16 protein-coding genes and 1 tRNA gene are annotated in these 14,751 nt (G+C 66.4%); 4 read left to right on the forward strand and 13 right to left on the reverse strand.

Features of this window, described 5'->3' with window-relative positions:
• Nucleotides 1-38: 38 nt before the first annotated feature.
• Nucleotides 39-785 (reverse strand): queuosine precursor transporter, encoded by a 747-nt coding sequence (locus V5F89_RS08030; RefSeq protein WP_338445137.1) that lies wholly within the window; start codon nucleotides 783-785, stop codon nucleotides 39-41.
• A gap of 57 nt (nucleotides 786-842) precedes the next feature.
• Between V5F89_RS08030 and V5F89_RS08035 the strand changes: the two genes are divergently transcribed.
• Nucleotides 843-919, forward strand: a tRNA-Arg gene (locus V5F89_RS08035).
• 98 nt (nucleotides 920-1,017) lie between these two features.
• On the opposite strand, the gene V5F89_RS08040 is transcribed toward V5F89_RS08035, so the two are convergent.
• From V5F89_RS08040 to V5F89_RS08050, 3 genes are read right to left on the reverse strand one after another with little or no spacing between them, the layout of a single operon-like run.
• Nucleotides 1,018-2,436, reverse strand: a complete 1,419-nt coding sequence (locus V5F89_RS08040; protein WP_338445138.1) for an efflux transporter outer membrane subunit — start codon at nucleotides 2,434-2,436, stop codon at nucleotides 1,018-1,020.
• A complete protein-coding gene (locus tag V5F89_RS08045) occupies nucleotides 2,433-5,663 on the reverse strand; it encodes a multidrug efflux RND transporter permease subunit (protein ID WP_338445139.1) in 3,231 nt (1,076 codons plus the stop codon). The genes V5F89_RS08040 and V5F89_RS08045 overlap by 4 nt, the downstream gene beginning before the upstream one ends.
• Before the next feature lie 3 nt (nucleotides 5,664-5,666).
• The gene (locus V5F89_RS08050; protein WP_338445140.1) at nucleotides 5,667-6,839 is read right to left on the reverse strand and encodes an efflux RND transporter periplasmic adaptor subunit; all 1,173 of its coding nucleotides are present in this window, start codon (nucleotides 6,837-6,839) and stop codon (nucleotides 5,667-5,669) included.
• Between the two features lie 92 nt (nucleotides 6,840-6,931).
• On the opposite strand from V5F89_RS08050, the gene V5F89_RS08055 reads away from it, so the two are divergent.
• Nucleotides 6,932-7,594, forward strand: coding sequence for a TetR/AcrR family transcriptional regulator (locus tag V5F89_RS08055; RefSeq protein ID WP_338445141.1), 663 nt, complete (start codon nucleotides 6,932-6,934; stop codon nucleotides 7,592-7,594).
• Between the two features lie 58 nt (nucleotides 7,595-7,652).
• Here V5F89_RS08055 and V5F89_RS08060 read toward each other — a convergent pair whose 3' ends face one another.
• The 9 genes from V5F89_RS08060 to leuC all read right to left on the reverse strand — a co-directional run bounded on the left by V5F89_RS08060 (nucleotide 7,653) and on the right by leuC (nucleotide 13,447).
• Entirely contained in the window at nucleotides 7,653-8,423 is a 771-nt protein-coding gene (locus tag V5F89_RS08060) for an NUDIX hydrolase (RefSeq protein ID WP_338445142.1), read from the reverse strand.
• Between the two features lie 286 nt (nucleotides 8,424-8,709).
• Nucleotides 8,710-9,036 (reverse strand): Grx4 family monothiol glutaredoxin, encoded by a 327-nt coding sequence (grxD, locus tag V5F89_RS08065; RefSeq protein ID WP_338445143.1) that lies wholly within the window; start codon nucleotides 9,034-9,036, stop codon nucleotides 8,710-8,712.
• Between the two features lie 34 nt (nucleotides 9,037-9,070).
• A complete protein-coding gene (locus V5F89_RS08070; RefSeq protein ID WP_338445144.1) occupies nucleotides 9,071-9,304 on the reverse strand; it encodes a BolA family transcriptional regulator in 234 nt (77 codons plus the stop codon).
• A 7-nt stretch (nucleotides 9,305-9,311) separates the two neighbouring features.
• Nucleotides 9,312-9,635, reverse strand: coding sequence for a DUF1476 domain-containing protein (locus V5F89_RS08075; protein WP_338445145.1), 324 nt, complete (start codon nucleotides 9,633-9,635; stop codon nucleotides 9,312-9,314).
• Between the two features lie 79 nt (nucleotides 9,636-9,714).
• Nucleotides 9,715-10,713, reverse strand: a complete 999-nt coding sequence (locus tag V5F89_RS08080; protein WP_338445146.1) for an NADPH:quinone oxidoreductase family protein — start codon at nucleotides 10,711-10,713, stop codon at nucleotides 9,715-9,717.
• On the reverse strand, nucleotides 10,710-11,312 hold the full coding sequence (leuD, locus tag V5F89_RS08085; RefSeq protein WP_338445147.1) for a 3-isopropylmalate dehydratase small subunit: 603 nt from the start codon (nucleotides 11,310-11,312) through the stop codon (nucleotides 10,710-10,712). The genes V5F89_RS08080 and leuD overlap by 4 nt, the downstream gene beginning before the upstream one ends.
• Nucleotides 11,312-11,479, reverse strand: coding sequence for a hypothetical protein (locus tag V5F89_RS08090; protein WP_047807813.1), 168 nt, complete (start codon nucleotides 11,477-11,479; stop codon nucleotides 11,312-11,314). Before V5F89_RS08090 ends, leuD begins: the two co-directional genes overlap by 1 nt.
• A gap of 40 nt (nucleotides 11,480-11,519) precedes the next feature.
• A complete protein-coding gene (locus tag V5F89_RS08095) occupies nucleotides 11,520-12,017 on the reverse strand; it encodes a DNA-deoxyinosine glycosylase (RefSeq protein WP_338445148.1) in 498 nt (165 codons plus the stop codon).
• On the reverse strand, nucleotides 12,014-13,447 hold the full coding sequence (gene leuC, locus V5F89_RS08100) for a 3-isopropylmalate dehydratase large subunit (protein WP_338445149.1): 1,434 nt from the start codon (nucleotides 13,445-13,447) through the stop codon (nucleotides 12,014-12,016). The genes V5F89_RS08095 and leuC overlap by 4 nt, the downstream gene beginning before the upstream one ends.
• A 134-nt stretch (nucleotides 13,448-13,581) precedes the next feature.
• Here leuC and V5F89_RS08105 point away from each other — a divergent pair, with 134 nt between their 5' ends.
• Both V5F89_RS08105 and V5F89_RS08110 read left to right on the forward strand, forming a co-directional pair.
• The gene (locus V5F89_RS08105; RefSeq protein WP_338445150.1) at nucleotides 13,582-13,983 is read left to right on the forward strand and encodes a thioesterase family protein; all 402 of its coding nucleotides are present in this window, start codon (nucleotides 13,582-13,584) and stop codon (nucleotides 13,981-13,983) included.
• A gap of 18 nt (nucleotides 13,984-14,001) precedes the next feature.
• Nucleotides 14,002-14,520: a sterol desaturase family protein gene (locus tag V5F89_RS08110; RefSeq protein ID WP_338445151.1), complete on the forward strand. Its 519-nt coding sequence runs from the start codon at nucleotides 14,002-14,004 to the stop codon at nucleotides 14,518-14,520.
• The last annotated feature ends 231 nt before the right edge of the window (nucleotides 14,521-14,751 follow it).

Raw genomic sequence — 14,751 nt, forward strand, 5'->3', positions numbered from 1 at the left:
CCGGGCCTTGTGTCCGGCCCCTTTTCTTGTCCCTTGCCCTACCGGATATCGCGCCCGGTGGCGAAGGGCGAGAAATCGGTGCCGGTATCGTAGATATCGACTCCTTCGCGCCGCTTGAGCGCGCCGACCGCAAGATAAGTGACCGGCGTCAATATCGCTTCCCACGTCGTCTTGATCAGCCATTGCGACAGCACGACCTGCCACAGCAGCTCCACGGGCCAGCCTGCCAGGCCCCAGAACGCGAGGGGATAGAAAATCAGGCTGTCCAGCCCCTGGCCCACCACGGTCGATCCGATCGTGCGGGTCCACAGGGCCTTGCCGCCGGTCCAGACCTTCATTTTCGCAAGGACGAAGCTGTTGGCGAACTCTCCCGCCCAGAAGGCGACCATCGAGGCGAGCACGATCCGCCAGGAGTTGCCGAAAACGAACTCGTAGGCGTCCTGTCCGGGCCATCCGGCCGCGGGGGGCAAGGTGACAACGACCCAGGCCATGAGCGCCATGAAAGCAAGCGCGGCGAAACCGGTCCAGATAACCCGCCGCGCGCGGGCATAGCCGTAAACTTCCGTGAGCACGTCGCCGATGATGTAGCTGATGGGAAAGAACAGCACACCCGCGCCGAACGACCATTCGGTGCCGTCCGGAAGCGTCACATAGGATGGCTTGGACGCTCCGATGATGTTCGACAGCAGCAGGATGGCGACGAACGCCGCCATTATCAGATCGTAGTACCGGAAAGCCGGCGGAGTCTCGCCGCCGGTCTCGATGCGCTGCGGTGCATGGGCCATGCCGCTGCCTATCCCGATTTGCGCGACTGGAAAAGCGCGCTATGGCTCCACCCGCAAGCGCCCGTAGCTCATCTGGATAGAGCGCGAGACTTCTAATCTTGAGGCAGCAGGTTCGAGTCCTGCCGGGCGCGCCATTTCTCGTCGGTTATCGGGATGACCCTCGCCAGACGGGATTGCCCTAAAAGCGGGCACGCCTGTTCGACAGGGGGCGAGACCGGACGAAATCGCGGGTTCAGGAGGCGTCGTCCGTCCGTTCGAACCCGCCTCCCAGCGCGACGAACAGGGTCGCCTGATTCTGCAGGGCGGCGCGCCGGGTTGCGAGCAGCTGCTGCTGGGCGGTGAACAGGTTGCGTTCGGCATCGAGGACTTCGAGATAGTCGGCGACCCCCTCGCGATAGCGCAGGCGCGCGATCCGCGCGATTCGTTCCTGCGCCACGACGGCACGCTCGAGCGTTGCGACCTGTTCCGCAAGATAACGGCGCCCGGCCAGGGCATCGGACACTTCGCGGAAGGCCGTCTGCACCGTACGATCGTAATTGGCGACTTCCTCGACCTCCAGCGCGCGGGCCAGGTCGAGGTTCGCCTCTCTCGCGCCCCAGTCGAAGATCGGCAGGCTGATCGACGGGCCGAAGCTCCAGCCGAAACCGTCGGAATCGAACAGGTTGTCGAGACTGTTCGAAGAAAAGCCCGCGCTGCCGGTCAGCGAGATGGTGGGAAAGAAGGCCGCTCGTGCCGCGCCGATATTGGCGCGGGCTGCGCGCAGCCGTTCCTCGGCCGCGATAATATCCGGCCGGACCAGAAGAAGATCGGACGGCATGCCCGCCGCCAGTTGGCGGGCGTTGCCCTGCGCGGCGAGGGGCATGCCTTGCGGTAGCGCGGCCGGCTCCCTCCCACCCACGAGAACGAGGAGCTGATTGCGCAAGCGCGCCAGCGCGAGCCGCTCGGCAGCCAGTTGCTGCTCGGCCTGGGTCAGGAGCGTTTCCGCCTGGCGGTAGGGAAGGGCCGAGGTCACCCCGGAATCGAGCCGCAGCCGCGCGATGTGCAAGCCTTCGCGGCGACTTTCGGTGGTCGCTTCGGCCAGGGCAATCTGCTCTTCGGTTTCGACGATCTCGAAATAGGTGTTGGCCGTGTCCGCGATCAGGGAAAGGTAGAACGCGCGCTGCGCAGCGATTGTCGCAAGATATTCGGCGCGCGCGGCCTCGCTGAGGTTGGCGACACGCCCCCAGAAATCGAGTTCGAATGCGCTGACGCCCACGCCGATCTGGAAACGGTTGCCGGTGACCGAGACGGCGGGCTCCGCGGGGTTCGTCGTGATCGTCTGACGCGCGCGCGTGCCGCTGGCATCGGCCACGGCGGTGGGCAGCTTGCGGCTGTCTTCGATACGATATCGCGCGCGGGCCTGCTCGATCCGGGCCGTTGCGGCCAGAAGGTCGCGATTGTTCTCCAGCGCGCTGGCGATCAGCGCCTGCAACCGGGGATCGGCAAACCACTCGCGATAGGAAAGGCGGGAGGCGACAACGGTGCCGTCCGGGCGCAGATCGGCATCGTATGCGGGCACGACCGAGAGATCGGGGCGCGCATGTTCGGGCGCGAGGCTGGTGCAGCCGGCGAGCGCCATCGGCAGCAGGATCAAGGCAATCGGGCGTTTCATCGGTCAGGCTCCTCCCCGGCACCCGGGGGCGGCGTATCGTCGATATGTCCGGCTGCGACCGGCTGTTTCCGGCTGATGTTTCGACGAACCAGCAGATAGAGCATGGGGATCAGGAATATCCCGAGCACCGTTGCCGCGATCATGCCGCCCATGACGCCGGTTCCCACTGCGATCCGGCTGGCGGCACCGGCCCCGCTGGCGAGCGCCAGCGGCACCATGCCCATCGTAAAGGCGAGCGATGTCATGATGATCGGGCGCAGACGCAGCCGCGCGGCGGCCTTGACCGCATCGATCCGACGCAGGCCACGCTCTTCCTCCTCGATCGCGAATTCGGCGATGAGAATGGCGTTCTTGGCGGCGAGGCCGATGATCGTGATGAGGCCGACGTTGAAGTAGACGTCCGCCGAGAGGCCCCGCGCCATCGAGAACACCACCGCACCGAGCACACCCATCGGCACGATCAGCAGGATCGCGAGCGGAACGGCCCAGGATTCGTAGAGCGCGGCCAGCACCAGGAACACGATCACGACCGACAGACCCAGCAGCAGGCCGATCTGTCCCCCGGCCTGTTTCTCTTCGAAGGAAATGCCGGTCCATTCGTAGCCGATGCCCTGGGGCAACTGGCTGGCGAGCCGTTCCATTTCCTCCAGCGCGGCGCCCGAGGATTCGCCGGGCGCGGCCATGCCCGACAGGGTCATTGCCGGATAGCCGTTGTAACGCGAGAGGCTGGCCGGCCCGGCCGACCATTCGACATCGGCAAAGGCGCTGAACGGCACCAGTTCGCCCTGCTGATTGGGGATACGCAGCGACAGCACGTCCTCGGGCTGCATGCGATAGGGTGCATCGGCCTGGACCAGGACCTGGAGCACACGTCCGTCGCGGTTGAAGTCGTTGGCATAGGCCGAACCGAACGTGATCGACAGCGCCGCGTTCACGTCCGCCAGCGAAAGGCCGAGCGCACGCGCCTGGACCCGGTCGATGTTCACCTCCAGCTCCGGGCTGGGGCCCTGATCTTCCGGGCGCAGGTTGGCAATCACCGGGCTTTGTGACGCCATGCCGAGCAACTGATCGCGGGCAGCCGTGAGCGCCTCGCGCCCCAGCCCCGCGCGATCCTGCAGTTTCAGGGTAAAGCCGCTCGCAGTGCCCAGCGACTGGATGGAAGGGGGCTGGATGACGAAGGCCGTCGCGCCGTCGACTTGCATGAACGTGCCCATGGCTTGCCCCAGCATGGCTTCGGCGCTGCTTTCGGGCGCCGTGCGTTCCTCCCACGGCTTGAAGCTGGAGAACATGATCGCGTTGTTCTGCCCCTGGCCGAAGAAACTGAATCCGCGCACCACGACGAGGTTCTGGACTTCCTCGCGATCGAGCCAGAAATCGGTGATCGGTTTCAGCGCTTCGTCGGTGCGTTCCTGCGTCGCGCCGGGAGGCGCCTGGACCGCTGTGATGAGGTAACCCTGATCCTCGGTCGGCAGGAAGGCGCTGGGCAGGCGCACGAACAGCAGCGCCGTCACGGCGGCGAGGGCGAGGAAGACCGCGAAGGCCCGCAGCGGGCGCGACAGGATCTTGTCGTTGGCGCGCCCGTACTTGTCCGTCATCTCGGCGAACCACCGGTTGAAGCGGGCAAAGAACCGGGCAAGCGCGCGCCGGCCGTGCTCGAGCCGCCCGCGCCATCCGGGCGGCAGTTCGGATTGGTTGTCGTCGACCGTTTCGGCATCGTGACCGAGCGCCATCGGTTTGAGGAACGTCGCGCAGAGCGCCGGCGTCAACGAAAGAGCGAGGAATGCGGAGAAGAAGATGGCGATTGCCAGCGTGACCGAGAACTGGCGATAGATTCCCCCTGTCGATCCGGGGAAGAATGCCATCGGGATGAACACGGCGACCAGCACCAGGGTGATGCCGATGATCGCGCCCGTGATCTGGCCCATCGCCTTGCGCGTGGCCTCCAGCGGAGGCAGGCCTTCTTCGCGCATGATCCGCTCGACATTCTCGATCACGACGATCGCATCGTCCACCAGGATGCCGATGGCCAGCACCATCCCGAACAGCGACAGGACGTTGATCGAGAAACCGAACAGCCACAGGCCAAGGCACGCGCCGGCGAGCGCGATGGGCACGACCAGCGTCGGGATCAGAGTCGCTCGCCAGTTCTGCAGGAACAGGAACATGACAAGGAAGACCAGGATCATCGCTTCGACCAGGGTCTTGACCACTTCCTCGATCGAGGCCTCGACGAACGGCGTCGTGTCGTAAGGGATCGACCAGGTCGCATCGCCGGGAAGGGTGGAGTCCAGCTCCGCCAGACGCTCCTTCACGCCCCTGGCCGCTTCGAGCGCGTTGGCCCCGGTGCCTAGCTGCACCGCCATGCCTGCCATCGGCTTGCCGTTCAGCTCGGTCGAGCTGGCGTAAGTCTGCGCCCCGAGTTCGACGCGCGCGACTTCGCCCAGCCGGACCACAGCAGCGCCGCTGTTCGCGCGCAGGATGATGTTTTCGAACTCTTCGGGTGTCGTGAACCGGCCTTCGGTCGAGATCGTGGCGTTGATCTGCTGCCCGTCAACGATCGGCTGCGCGCCAATAGCACCGCCGGCAGTCTGACTGTTCTGCTCGCGGATCGCGGCGAGAACGGCGCTGGGCGAAAGATTGTACGATGCCAGGGCATCGGGATCGAGCCAGATGCGCATGGCGTAGCCCGATCCGAACAGCATGACGTCGCCCACGCCGGGCACCCGGCGCAGTTCGTCGATCACCTGGTTGGTGGCGATATTGCCCAGGTCGGTGCTGTCCAGCGCGCCGCTTTCCGATGTCAGCGCGACGATCATCAGGAAGGTGTCGTCCGCCTGGCGCACGGTGATGCCCTGGCGCCGCACCTCTTCGGGCAACCGCGCTTCGACGGTGGAAAGGCGGTTCTGGACTTCCGTCTGCGCGATATCGATGTCGGTGCCGGCCTCGAACGTGACGGTGATCGTCGCGGTGCCGTTCGACTGGCTCGACGACGACATGTAGAGAAAACCCTCGACGCCGTTGAGCTGCTGTTCGATCACCTGGGTGACGTTTTCTTCCAGCGTCTCGGCATCCGCGCCGGGGTAGACCACATTGATCGCAAGCGAAGGCGGAGCGACTTCGGGATACTGCTCGATCGGCAGTGCGCGCAGCGCGAGTAGCCCGGCGAGCAGAATGCCGAGAGCGACCACCCATGCGAAAATGGGGCGATTGATGAAGAACTGGGCCATGGTTCAGCGTGCCCCGGCGTCGGGGGCGCTCGCGCCGGTGGCCGCGGCCTTCGGTTTGCTCCCGGACGCGGCATCGGTGCTTTTCACAGGAGCGCCGGGCTGGATCTTCTGCAGGTTGCTGACGATCACGACGTCGCCGGGCCGAAGGCCGCTTTCGATGATCCAGAGCCCGTCGACCATCGCGCCAAGCTTCACCGACCGTAACGCGGCCTTGCCTTCACCGTCGACGACGAACACCGTGCCGCCGCTTTCCCCCAGGGTAACGGCCCGTTGCGGGATCGCGATTCCTTCGTTGATCTGTCCGGCGAAGATCTTCGCCCGCACGAACTCGCCCGGCAGCAACAAGCCCGACGGGTTGGGAAATTCGGCGCGCAGTTCGACGGTGCCGGTCTGCTGGTCGACCGAGAAGGCAAGAAAATCGATATATCCGGGCACAGGATATTCGGTGCCGTCGCTGAACGTCAGTCGCACTTCGATGCGATCGTTCTCGTCCAGCGCGATCTCGCCCGCCGCTACCGCTCGTCGCAGGGCGAGGACTTTGCTCGCCGACTGGGCGAAGCTGACGTAGACCGGCGAAATCTGCTCGATACGCGTCATCAGTGTGCCTTCGCTCTGGCTCACCAATGCGCCTTCGGTCACTTGCGCGCGGCCTGCGCGCCCTGCGATCGGCGCGCGGACGGTGGTATAGCCGAGCTGAAGCGACGCTGCCTCGAGCTGGGCGCGGATCTGGGCGACGTTCGCATCGGCTTCGCGAGAGGCGGCCAGGGCGGCGTCGTATTCCTGCTTGCTGATGGCGTTTTCGGCCACGAGCGGGCGATAGCGTTCGACAACGGCGCGCGCATTGGCGGCGGTCGCACGCGCGCGTGCCAGACTCGCCTGCGTCTGCGCATAGGCGGCCCGCAATTCGCGCGGGTCGATCCGAAACAGCGGCTGACCGGCCGCTACGTCGGTCCCTTCCTCGTAGAGGCGCTTCTCGACGATGCCGGTCACGCGCGCGCGAACTTCCGCCACGCGCACGGGCTCGACCCTGCCGGGCAGCTCCACGACATTGGGGATCGCCCGATTCGCAACCACGAACGTCTTGACCGGAATCGGTTGAGGCGCGGGCGGTTCCTCCATTCCCGAACACGCGGAAAGAAGGACACAGGCAAGCGTGCCGGCTAGGATGCGCTTCATCGGAGGGCTTTCAGTCAGGTTTTGTGCAGGTGCGAAGGTGTAATAAGCATTACACCATTGTCATGCAACCCGTATTCGTGGAGCCTTGGCGGATGAATTACGAATTCGAATGCGACCGGCTCGATCGCCGGCGCCGCGCGATCGTCGATGCCGCGCGATCCCTGTTCATCGAGCAGGGGTACGAACGCACCACGCTGGGGCATATCGTCGATCGTGCCGGCGGCTCGCTGGCGACCATCTACAAGCTTTTCGGGAACAAGGAGGGATTGCTCGACGCCGTCGTGTTCGAGAAGGCCGTTTCGGGCGAAAGCCTGATCCGCGAGGTGGCGGGGCGCCACGAATGCCCGGCCGATACGCTGCGCGAACTGGCTAGCCTGTTGTACCAGCGCTTTCTCGATCCCGACGACCTGTCGCTGGTCCGCATGGTCATCGCGCGCAGCATCGACGACAGCGACTTCGCACGGCGTTTCTTCGAAACGACCGCAATGCACACGCGCAAGGCGCTGGAGGAAGTTTTCGAAGGATGGGCCGCTGCCGGGGTGAAACTGGACGGCCAGCCCGATATGCTTGCCGAGATATTCCTGGGTCTGATCGTCAGCGATATGCAGACCGATGCCATCAGCCACGGCGTGATGGCCCGGCCCAGCGCGGAACGTATCGATGCGCGAACCGAATTTTTCCTGCGGGGCGCAGGACTCGGCGAAAATCCGCAATGGCCCCGGAGCACGGAGATGTGGTCGGCGGAGCGGGCCTAGAGACGCTTCATCGAGACGGCACCGGGCCGGTGCCGTTTCAGCCTTGCTGAAAACGACGCTAGCTTCGTTGCGCTCCGTCGAGAGGTTCGGCGGTCACCGGATAGCCGAGATCTTCGGGAATGCAGATCCACCGCGTCCCGCCGCGCTGTTCGACAAAGGGGGTGATCGTGCGCTGGGGAAATGCGGCGCAGTCGCGGAGAGCGGCCGCGAAGTCGGGAAATTGCGCGATCCGCTCCAGGTTGCGCCGGGTCGGGAAGATCACCGTCAGATCCCCCCGGTCCGCGGCCGCCAGGGCATCGCGGGCCGTGATCCAGAACAGCCGCGTGTTCTCGGTTTCGTCGACCGTCACATCGACTGCACCCGTGCCGAGATCGGCGAGATAGAAACGGGTGTCGAAAACTCGCGGCAGGCGCTCGTTCTTGGGATACCAGCGGGCAAAGGGGACGATGGCCGACAAGTCCAGCGTCCAGCCGGTGACGTCCAGAACCCGGCGAAGCGTACCGGTCTCGAGCAACAGCGCGCGCGCTTCGCGGGCTCGCGCGGCGTCGATTGTCCCCCGCAAGCCGATGGCAAGGCCGGTTTCCTCCAGCGTTTCGCGGATCGCGGCGATGCGGTGGGCCGCCTCGTCGACGTCATCGATATCGGGCAGATCGCCTGCCAGGTCGCGATCCGCCTGATCGACGCGGCCGCCCGGGAAGACCGCCGCGCCGCCGGCGAAGCTCATCGAGCGGGAGCGGGTGACCATCAGCAGTTCGGGCGGCGATCCGTCGGGTCCCTTGCGGAACACCACGACGGTGGCGGCGGCGATGCCGGTTGGCGTATCGTTCATTCCCGGCAATGTGCAGTGCGCCCGCACTTATGCCAAGCGCGAATTGCCGTCGGAATTTTTGACATCGGCGCGCAGGGTTAATGCGCCTTCACCATCGTATCGGCCGATTGTGCGAGCGTCCGCCGAACTGGCACGGGAGATGCATCGCCGGACGTACCCAAGTGGTCTTCGATACGAGGCGGCGCCACCCCCAGTCTCCGGGCGCCGCCTCACCGACCCCAACGAAACGGCCCGCGCCGGGAAACCGGGGCGGGCCGTTTTCACGCCGGCACGGTGGCGATTCTTCTCAGGCCTTGGCGACCTGCTTTTCGTCGAGGAGCTGCTGAAGCTCGCCCGCTTCGAACATTTCCATCATGATGTCGCTGCCGCCGACGAACTCGCCCTTCACGTAAAGCTGGGGGATCGTGGGCCAGTCCGAATAGGCCTTGATGCCCTGTCGGATCTCCATGTCCTGGAGGACGTCGACGCCTTCGAAGGCGACGCCGCAATGGTCGAGGATAGCGACCGCGCGGCTGGAGAACCCGCACTGGGGGAACAACGGCGTGCCTTTCATGAAGAGCACCACGTCTTTCTTGCCGACGATGTCGGTGATGCGTTCGTTGATATCGGCCATGGAAATTTTCCGTTCAGGTATCGTGTCGTGAACGTCAGGTGGGCACTTCGGTCGTCAGTTGCAAGGCGTGGAGCACGCCGCCCATCTTTCCGCCGAGGGCATCGTACACCATCTTGTGCTGCTGAACCCGGGTCTTGCCGGCGAACTGCGGCGCGATCACCCGCGCGGCCCAGTGGTCCCCGTCGCCCGCGAGGTCGGTCATGACCACTTCGGCGCCCGGCAGGGCGGCCCTGATCATCCCTTCGATCTCGGGTCCCGACATCGGCATGGCGAAATCAGCTCTCGCTCATCAACTGGCGGCGGGCCTCGACCGCTTTTTCGTCCAGCTTGGCCCGGATGTCGGCTTCGCTGACATCGCATTCGGCGGCGGTGAGATCGCCGAGCAGCTTGCGGATCACGTCCTCATCGCCCGCTTCCTCGAAATCGGCCTGAACGACGGCTTTCTTGTAAGCGTCGGCTTCCTCGGCGGTGAGGCCCATCAGGCCCGCGGCCCATTCGCCCAGCAGACGGTTGCGCCGCGCCGCCACGCGGAACGCGGTTTCGCCGTCCATCGCGAACTTGGCTTCTTCCGCGCGCTCGCGATCCTTGAAGTCGGTCATGCAGTCCTCTCGTGAGGGGGTGAATCCTGACGACGGGATAGAGACACGCCCGGCGCGGGGCAAGCGTGCAATCGCCGCGTCAGTCCATCGTGACGACGAGTTTGCCCACAGCTTGCCGGCTTTCCAGCCTGGCGATCGCTTCGCCGCCGCGTTCGAGCGGGAAAGTTTCGGAGATCAGCGGATCGATCTTGCCTGCCTGGAGAAGATCGAACAGCTCGTTCGCCTGGGCGCGGAACCGCTCCGGCTCGCGGGCGGTGAACGCGCCCCAGAACACGCCGCAGATGTCGCACGACTTGAGCAGGGTCAGGTTGAGCGGCATTTTCGCAATGCCCGCCGGGAACCCGACCACCAGAAAGCGCCCCTCCCAGGCAATGGCGCGCAGGGCCGGTTCGGAATATTGCCCGCCGACGATGTCGTACACGATGTTCGCGCCTTCGGGGCCGCAGGCGGCCTTGAACTTGCCGGCCAGTTCCTTGCTCGCCGCCTTGTCCATTTCCCCCTTGGGGTAGATCACCACATCGTCCGCCCCGGCCTTGCGTGCGACTTCGCCTTTCTCCTCGCTCGAGACGGCGGCGATCACCCGGGCGCCGAAGGCCTTGCCCAGCTCGACCGCCGAAAGCCCGACACCGCCGGCAGCGCCGAGGATCAGCAGCACGTCGCCTTCCTTGATGTGGCCGCGATCCTTCAGCCCGTGGATCGTGGTGCCGTAGGTCATCATCAGCGACGCGGCCTTTTCGAACGGCACGCCATCGGGAACCTTGAACATGCGCGCGGCCTGCACGCAAACCTTCTCCGCCAGGCCACCGTTGCCGATCCCGGCCAGCACCCGCTCGCCGATCTGCCATCCTTCGACCCCTTCGCCCAGCGCTGCGATCGTGCCGGCGATCTCCCCGCCAGGGGCGTAGGGCCGCTCCGGCTTGAACTGGTAGAGGTCGCGGATCATCAGCGTGTCGGGAAAGTTGATCGCGCAGGCTTTCACCTCGACCAGGACTTCGCCCGGGCCGGGGGTGGGCTCGTCGATCTCGTCCAGCGTCAGCGTTTCCGGGCCTCCGACGGCATGGGTGCGAAGGGCTTTCATGCGGCATTCTCCCTTGGTTCTGCGAGCCAGGGCATCTCGCGTGCCTGGCGTTTCTCGTAATCCGCGATGGCGTCGTCGCGCGCCAGCGTCAGGCCGATTTCGTCCAGCCCCTCCAGCAGGCAGTGCTTGCGAAAGGCGTCGATCTCGAACCCGAAGCGGTCCTGGAACGGCGTGGTCACGGTCTGATTCTCGAGATCGAGCGCGATCGGATCGGTGCGCGCGACTTCGAGCAGGCGATCGACCTGATCCTGCGGCAGTTCCACCGCGAGGATGCCGTTCTTGAACGCATTGCCGGCGAAGATGTCGGAAAAGCTGGGTGCGATCACCGCGCGAATGCCGAGGTCGAGCAGCGCCCAGGCGGCGTGTTCGCGGCTCGACCCGCAGCCGAAATTGTCGCCCGCGATCAGGATCGGCGCGCCGGAAAAGTCCGGGTCGTCGAACGGATTGCCCGGCTGCGCGCGCAGCGTTTCGAACGCGCCCTTGCCCAGGCCTTCGCGGGTGACCGTCTTCAGCCAGTGGGCCGGGATGATGACGTCGGTGTCGACATTCTTGGCGCCGAGCGGGATCGCGCGACCCTCGATGGTCGAAACCGGCTCCATCAATCCGTCTCGGGCTTTTCGCCGGAGGGAATCGGCCCGGGCTGGGTCGGCGTGTTCTTCGCCTTGCGCTTCGAAGCGTAAAGCAGTGCGGCGGCGATGGCGGCGGAGCCGATCGCGCCGGCGAGCGCGGCCTTTCCGCCGAGCGAGGAGGGGAGCTTCTTGGTCATGCCCCAATCCATGCGCGGCTGCCGGAATCTTGGCAAGGGGTCACCTGAGGAAATCCGCTAGGCGCGCCCAAAGACGCTCTTTCTCCGCCAGCGGCATGGCGGCGTAGGCGGGGGAGGACGAGGGCAGGTCGAGCAGCGTCACCGCCGCGTGGCCGGCGAGTTGCGGACGCCCGACCGCCGCCGCTTTCCGGCCGTTGAACGCCACCGCGCGCAAGGCGGGAAGCGCGGCGACAAGCTGCGCAAGCGGTGCAGGTTCCGCCGCGCGGATCGCGGCGTCGCCGCTGCCGGTCCGCCGCGCCGAGGCGACCGTATCCCACAGCGCGATGCCGCGCGCCTTGAGCGCGGCAAGCCGGGCTTCGTAGTCCAGCGCGGGGAGATCGACCCCGATCGCCTTCCCCACCAGGTGCCAGAACCGGTTCCGCGGATGGGCGTAATAGCGCCTGGCCGCCAGCGATGCTTCTCCCGGCAAGCTGCCCAGGACCAGCACCCGCGCATCGGGCGCGGCGACGGGGGCAAAGGCGGACTTGCGGCCGCTCAACCCGTCAGCTCGCGCACGTCGGTCAGGTGCCCGGTCACGGCGGCGGCGGCGGCCATGGCGGGGCTCATCAGGTGGGTGCGCGCACCGGGGCCCTGGCGGCCGACGAAGTTGCGGTTGCTGGTGCTGGCGCAGCGTTCGCCGGCGGGCACTTTGTCGGGGTTCATCGCGAGACATGCCGAGCAGCCGGGCTCGCGCCATTCGAGGCCCGCCTCGGTGAAGACCTTGTCCAGCCCCTCGGCCTCCGCCTGGCGCTTGACCAGGCCCGATCCGGGCACGACGATCGCCCATTTCACGCCGGGCGCCTTGCGGCGGCCGCGCAGGACATCGGCGGCGGCGCGCAGGTCTTCGATCCGGCTGTTGGTGCAACTGCCGATGAAGACGTTCTCGATCGCGACGTCGGCCAGCCGCTGCCCGGGCCGGAGGTCCATGTAGGCCAGGCTCTTGCGCGCGGCCTCCTGCTTGGACGGATCGGCAAAGCTTTCGGGCGCTGGCACGCGGCCGCCGATGGGGACGACGTCTTCAGGACTGGTCCCCCAGGTGACCGTCGGTTCGATCTCTGCCGCATCGATGACGACCGACTTGTCGAACGTCGCCCCCTCGTCGGTGCGCAGCGTGCGCCACCAGGCGACGGCGCGGTCCCAGTCCTCCCCGCGCGGCGCGTAGGGCCGGCCTTTCAGGTAGGCAAAGGTGACATCGTCCGGCGCGATCAGTCCGGCGCGCGCGCCGCCCTCGATGCTCATGTTGCAGACGGTGAGGCGCCCCTCGACGCTCATCTCCTCGAACACGCGGCCGCGGTATTCGATGACGTGGCCGGTGCCGCCCGCGGTGCCGATGGCGCCGATCGCGTGCAGGATCAGATCTTTCGGCGTGACCCCGGGGCCGAGCGTGCCCTCGACCCGCAATTCCATCGTCTTCGACTTGCGCAGCAGGAGGGTCTGCGTGGCCAGCACATGCTCCACCTCGCTGGTCCCGATGCCGAAAGCGAGCGCGCCGATCCCGCCGTGGGCGGCGGTGTGGCTGTCGCCGCAGACGATCGTCGCCCCCGGCAGCGAGAACCCCTGTTCCGGCCCGACGACGTGGACGATGCCCTGCTCGGGCGCGGTCGCCTCGATATGGCGAATGCCGAAATCGGGCGCGTTGCGTTCCAGCGCGGCGAGCTGGGCGGCGCTTTGCGGATCGGCGATCGGCAGGCGATTGCCCGCCGCGTCCACCCGCGCCGTCGTCGGCACGTTGTGGTCGGGCACGGCCAGCGTCAGGTCGGGCCGGCGAACCGTGCGCCCGCCGGCGCGCAGCGATTCGAAAGCCTGCGGACTGGTCACTTCGTGCACCAGGTGCCGGTCGATGAAGATGAGGCCGGTGCCGTCGTCGCGGGTTTCGACGACGTGAGCGTCCCAGATCTTCTCGTACAATGTGCGGGGGCGGCTTGCCATGGCGTCCGGGCTATGCCTCCGCTCCGGGAGCGGCAAGATGGGAAAACTTGGGCGCGCTCAAGGCTTGCCGGCAGTGGGCCGGGCGGGGCGAGATTGGCAGTGCAATCGCGGCCGTTTTCTGATAGCTTACAGGCATGTCAGCAAAACCCTTTGCCTTTCCGATCAAGGTCGTGCCCGAAGATATCGATTTCATGGGCCACGTGAACAACGCCCGCTACCTCAACTGGGTGCAGGATGCCGTGCTCGCGCACTGGCGCAAGCTGGCCCCGGCGGAGGAGGTTTCGGGCAAGGCCTGGGTCGCGCTCAAGCACGAGATCACCTATCGCAAGCCTGCCTTCCTGGAAGACGACGTGATCGCGCGCACTGTGCTGGAAAGCATCAAGGGCGCGCGTGCGTTCTATTCCACGGTCATCCACCGGGGGGAGGAAGTGCTGGCCGAAGTCAAATCGAGCTGGTGCTGCATCGACGCCGAGACGCTGCGCCCCGCGCGGATCGGCGAAGAGGTCGCGCGGTTCTTCTTCCCGCGCGAGCAATAGCGTATAAGGGATCGCGCCATGAGCGTGATCGTGCCCGTCCTGATCGTCCTTGCCACCATCGTCGCGATGGAAGGCGTGGCCTGGGCCAGCCACAAGTACGTGATGCACGGCTTCGGCTGGGCCTGGCACCGCGACCACCACGAGGCGCACGACAACCTGCTGGAGAAGAACGACCTGTTCGCGCTGGTCGGCGCGGCGGCGAGCGTTGCGATGTTCGCGCTCGGCAGCCCGTGGATCATGGGCGAGGGGGCCTGGCCGCCGGCGACCTGGATCGGGCTGGGCATCCTGGGTTACGGCGCGATCTACACGCTGGTCCACGACGGGCTGGTCCACCAGCGCTATTTCCGGTGGGTTCCGCGCAGCGGCTATGCCCGGCGGCTGGTCCAGGCGCACAGGCTCCACCACGCGACCGTCGGCAGGGAAGGCGGGGTCAGCTTCGGCTTCGTCTTCGCACGCGACCCGGCGAAGCTGAAAGCCGAGCTGAAGGCCCAGCGCGCGGCGGGGATCGCGGCCGTTCGCGGCAGCACGAAAGCCTGAGACCGGCGCCCGGCGGCAGCCCGCGCGGTTGACACTCGATGGCTCGGTTGTGCATGTGTCAACCCTCAGATTCCCTTGCGAAATCAGCTCTTTGCCCGGTGCTTTACGACACCGGCTGTGACCTTTCGATTTGCCCGCCACCCCCGGTGTGACCTTTGCCGCGGCCCGCGCAGTCCGCGCGGCCCGCGCGGCGCAAGGCCGGGCCGGCGGCAGCGAATCCAACAGGGGGCG

This window comes from Pelagerythrobacter marensis, assembly GCF_036700095.1.
GTDB lineage: Bacteria > Pseudomonadota > Alphaproteobacteria > Sphingomonadales > Sphingomonadaceae > Pelagerythrobacter > Pelagerythrobacter marensis_A.

Coding starts and splice junctions, on each gene's coding strand:
- V5F89_RS08030 (WP_338445137.1), bottom strand. CDS start 785: ATGGCCCATGCACCGCAGCGCATCGAGACCGGCGGCGAGACTCCGCCG.
- V5F89_RS08040 (WP_338445138.1), bottom strand. CDS start 2,436: ATGAAACGCCCGATTGCCTTGATCCTGCTGCCGATGGCGCTCGCCGGC.
- V5F89_RS08045 (WP_338445139.1), bottom strand. CDS start 5,663: ATGGCCCAGTTCTTCATCAATCGCCCCATTTTCGCATGGGTGGTCGCT.
- V5F89_RS08050 (WP_338445140.1), bottom strand. CDS start 6,839: ATGAAGCGCATCCTAGCCGGCACGCTTGCCTGTGTCCTTCTTTCCGCG.
- V5F89_RS08055 (WP_338445141.1), top strand. CDS start 6,932: ATGAATTACGAATTCGAATGCGACCGGCTCGATCGCCGGCGCCGCGCG.
- V5F89_RS08060 (WP_338445142.1), bottom strand. CDS start 8,423: ATGAACGATACGCCAACCGGCATCGCCGCCGCCACCGTCGTGGTGTTC.
- grxD (WP_338445143.1), bottom strand. CDS start 9,036: ATGGCCGATATCAACGAACGCATCACCGACATCGTCGGCAAGAAAGAC.
- V5F89_RS08070 (WP_338445144.1), bottom strand. CDS start 9,304: ATGCCGATGTCGGGACCCGAGATCGAAGGGATGATCAGGGCCGCCCTG.
- V5F89_RS08075 (WP_338445145.1), bottom strand. CDS start 9,635: ATGACCGACTTCAAGGATCGCGAGCGCGCGGAAGAAGCCAAGTTCGCG.
- V5F89_RS08080 (WP_338445146.1), bottom strand. CDS start 10,713: ATGAAAGCCCTTCGCACCCATGCCGTCGGAGGCCCGGAAACGCTGACG.
- leuD (WP_338445147.1), bottom strand. CDS start 11,312: ATGGAGCCGGTTTCGACCATCGAGGGTCGCGCGATCCCGCTCGGCGCC.
- V5F89_RS08090 (WP_047807813.1), bottom strand. CDS start 11,479: ATGACCAAGAAGCTCCCCTCCTCGCTCGGCGGAAAGGCCGCGCTCGCC.
- leuC (WP_338445149.1), bottom strand. CDS start 13,447: ATGGCAAGCCGCCCCCGCACATTGTACGAGAAGATCTGGGACGCTCAC.
- V5F89_RS08105 (WP_338445150.1), top strand. CDS start 13,582: ATGTCAGCAAAACCCTTTGCCTTTCCGATCAAGGTCGTGCCCGAAGAT.
- V5F89_RS08110 (WP_338445151.1), top strand. CDS start 14,002: ATGAGCGTGATCGTGCCCGTCCTGATCGTCCTTGCCACCATCGTCGCG.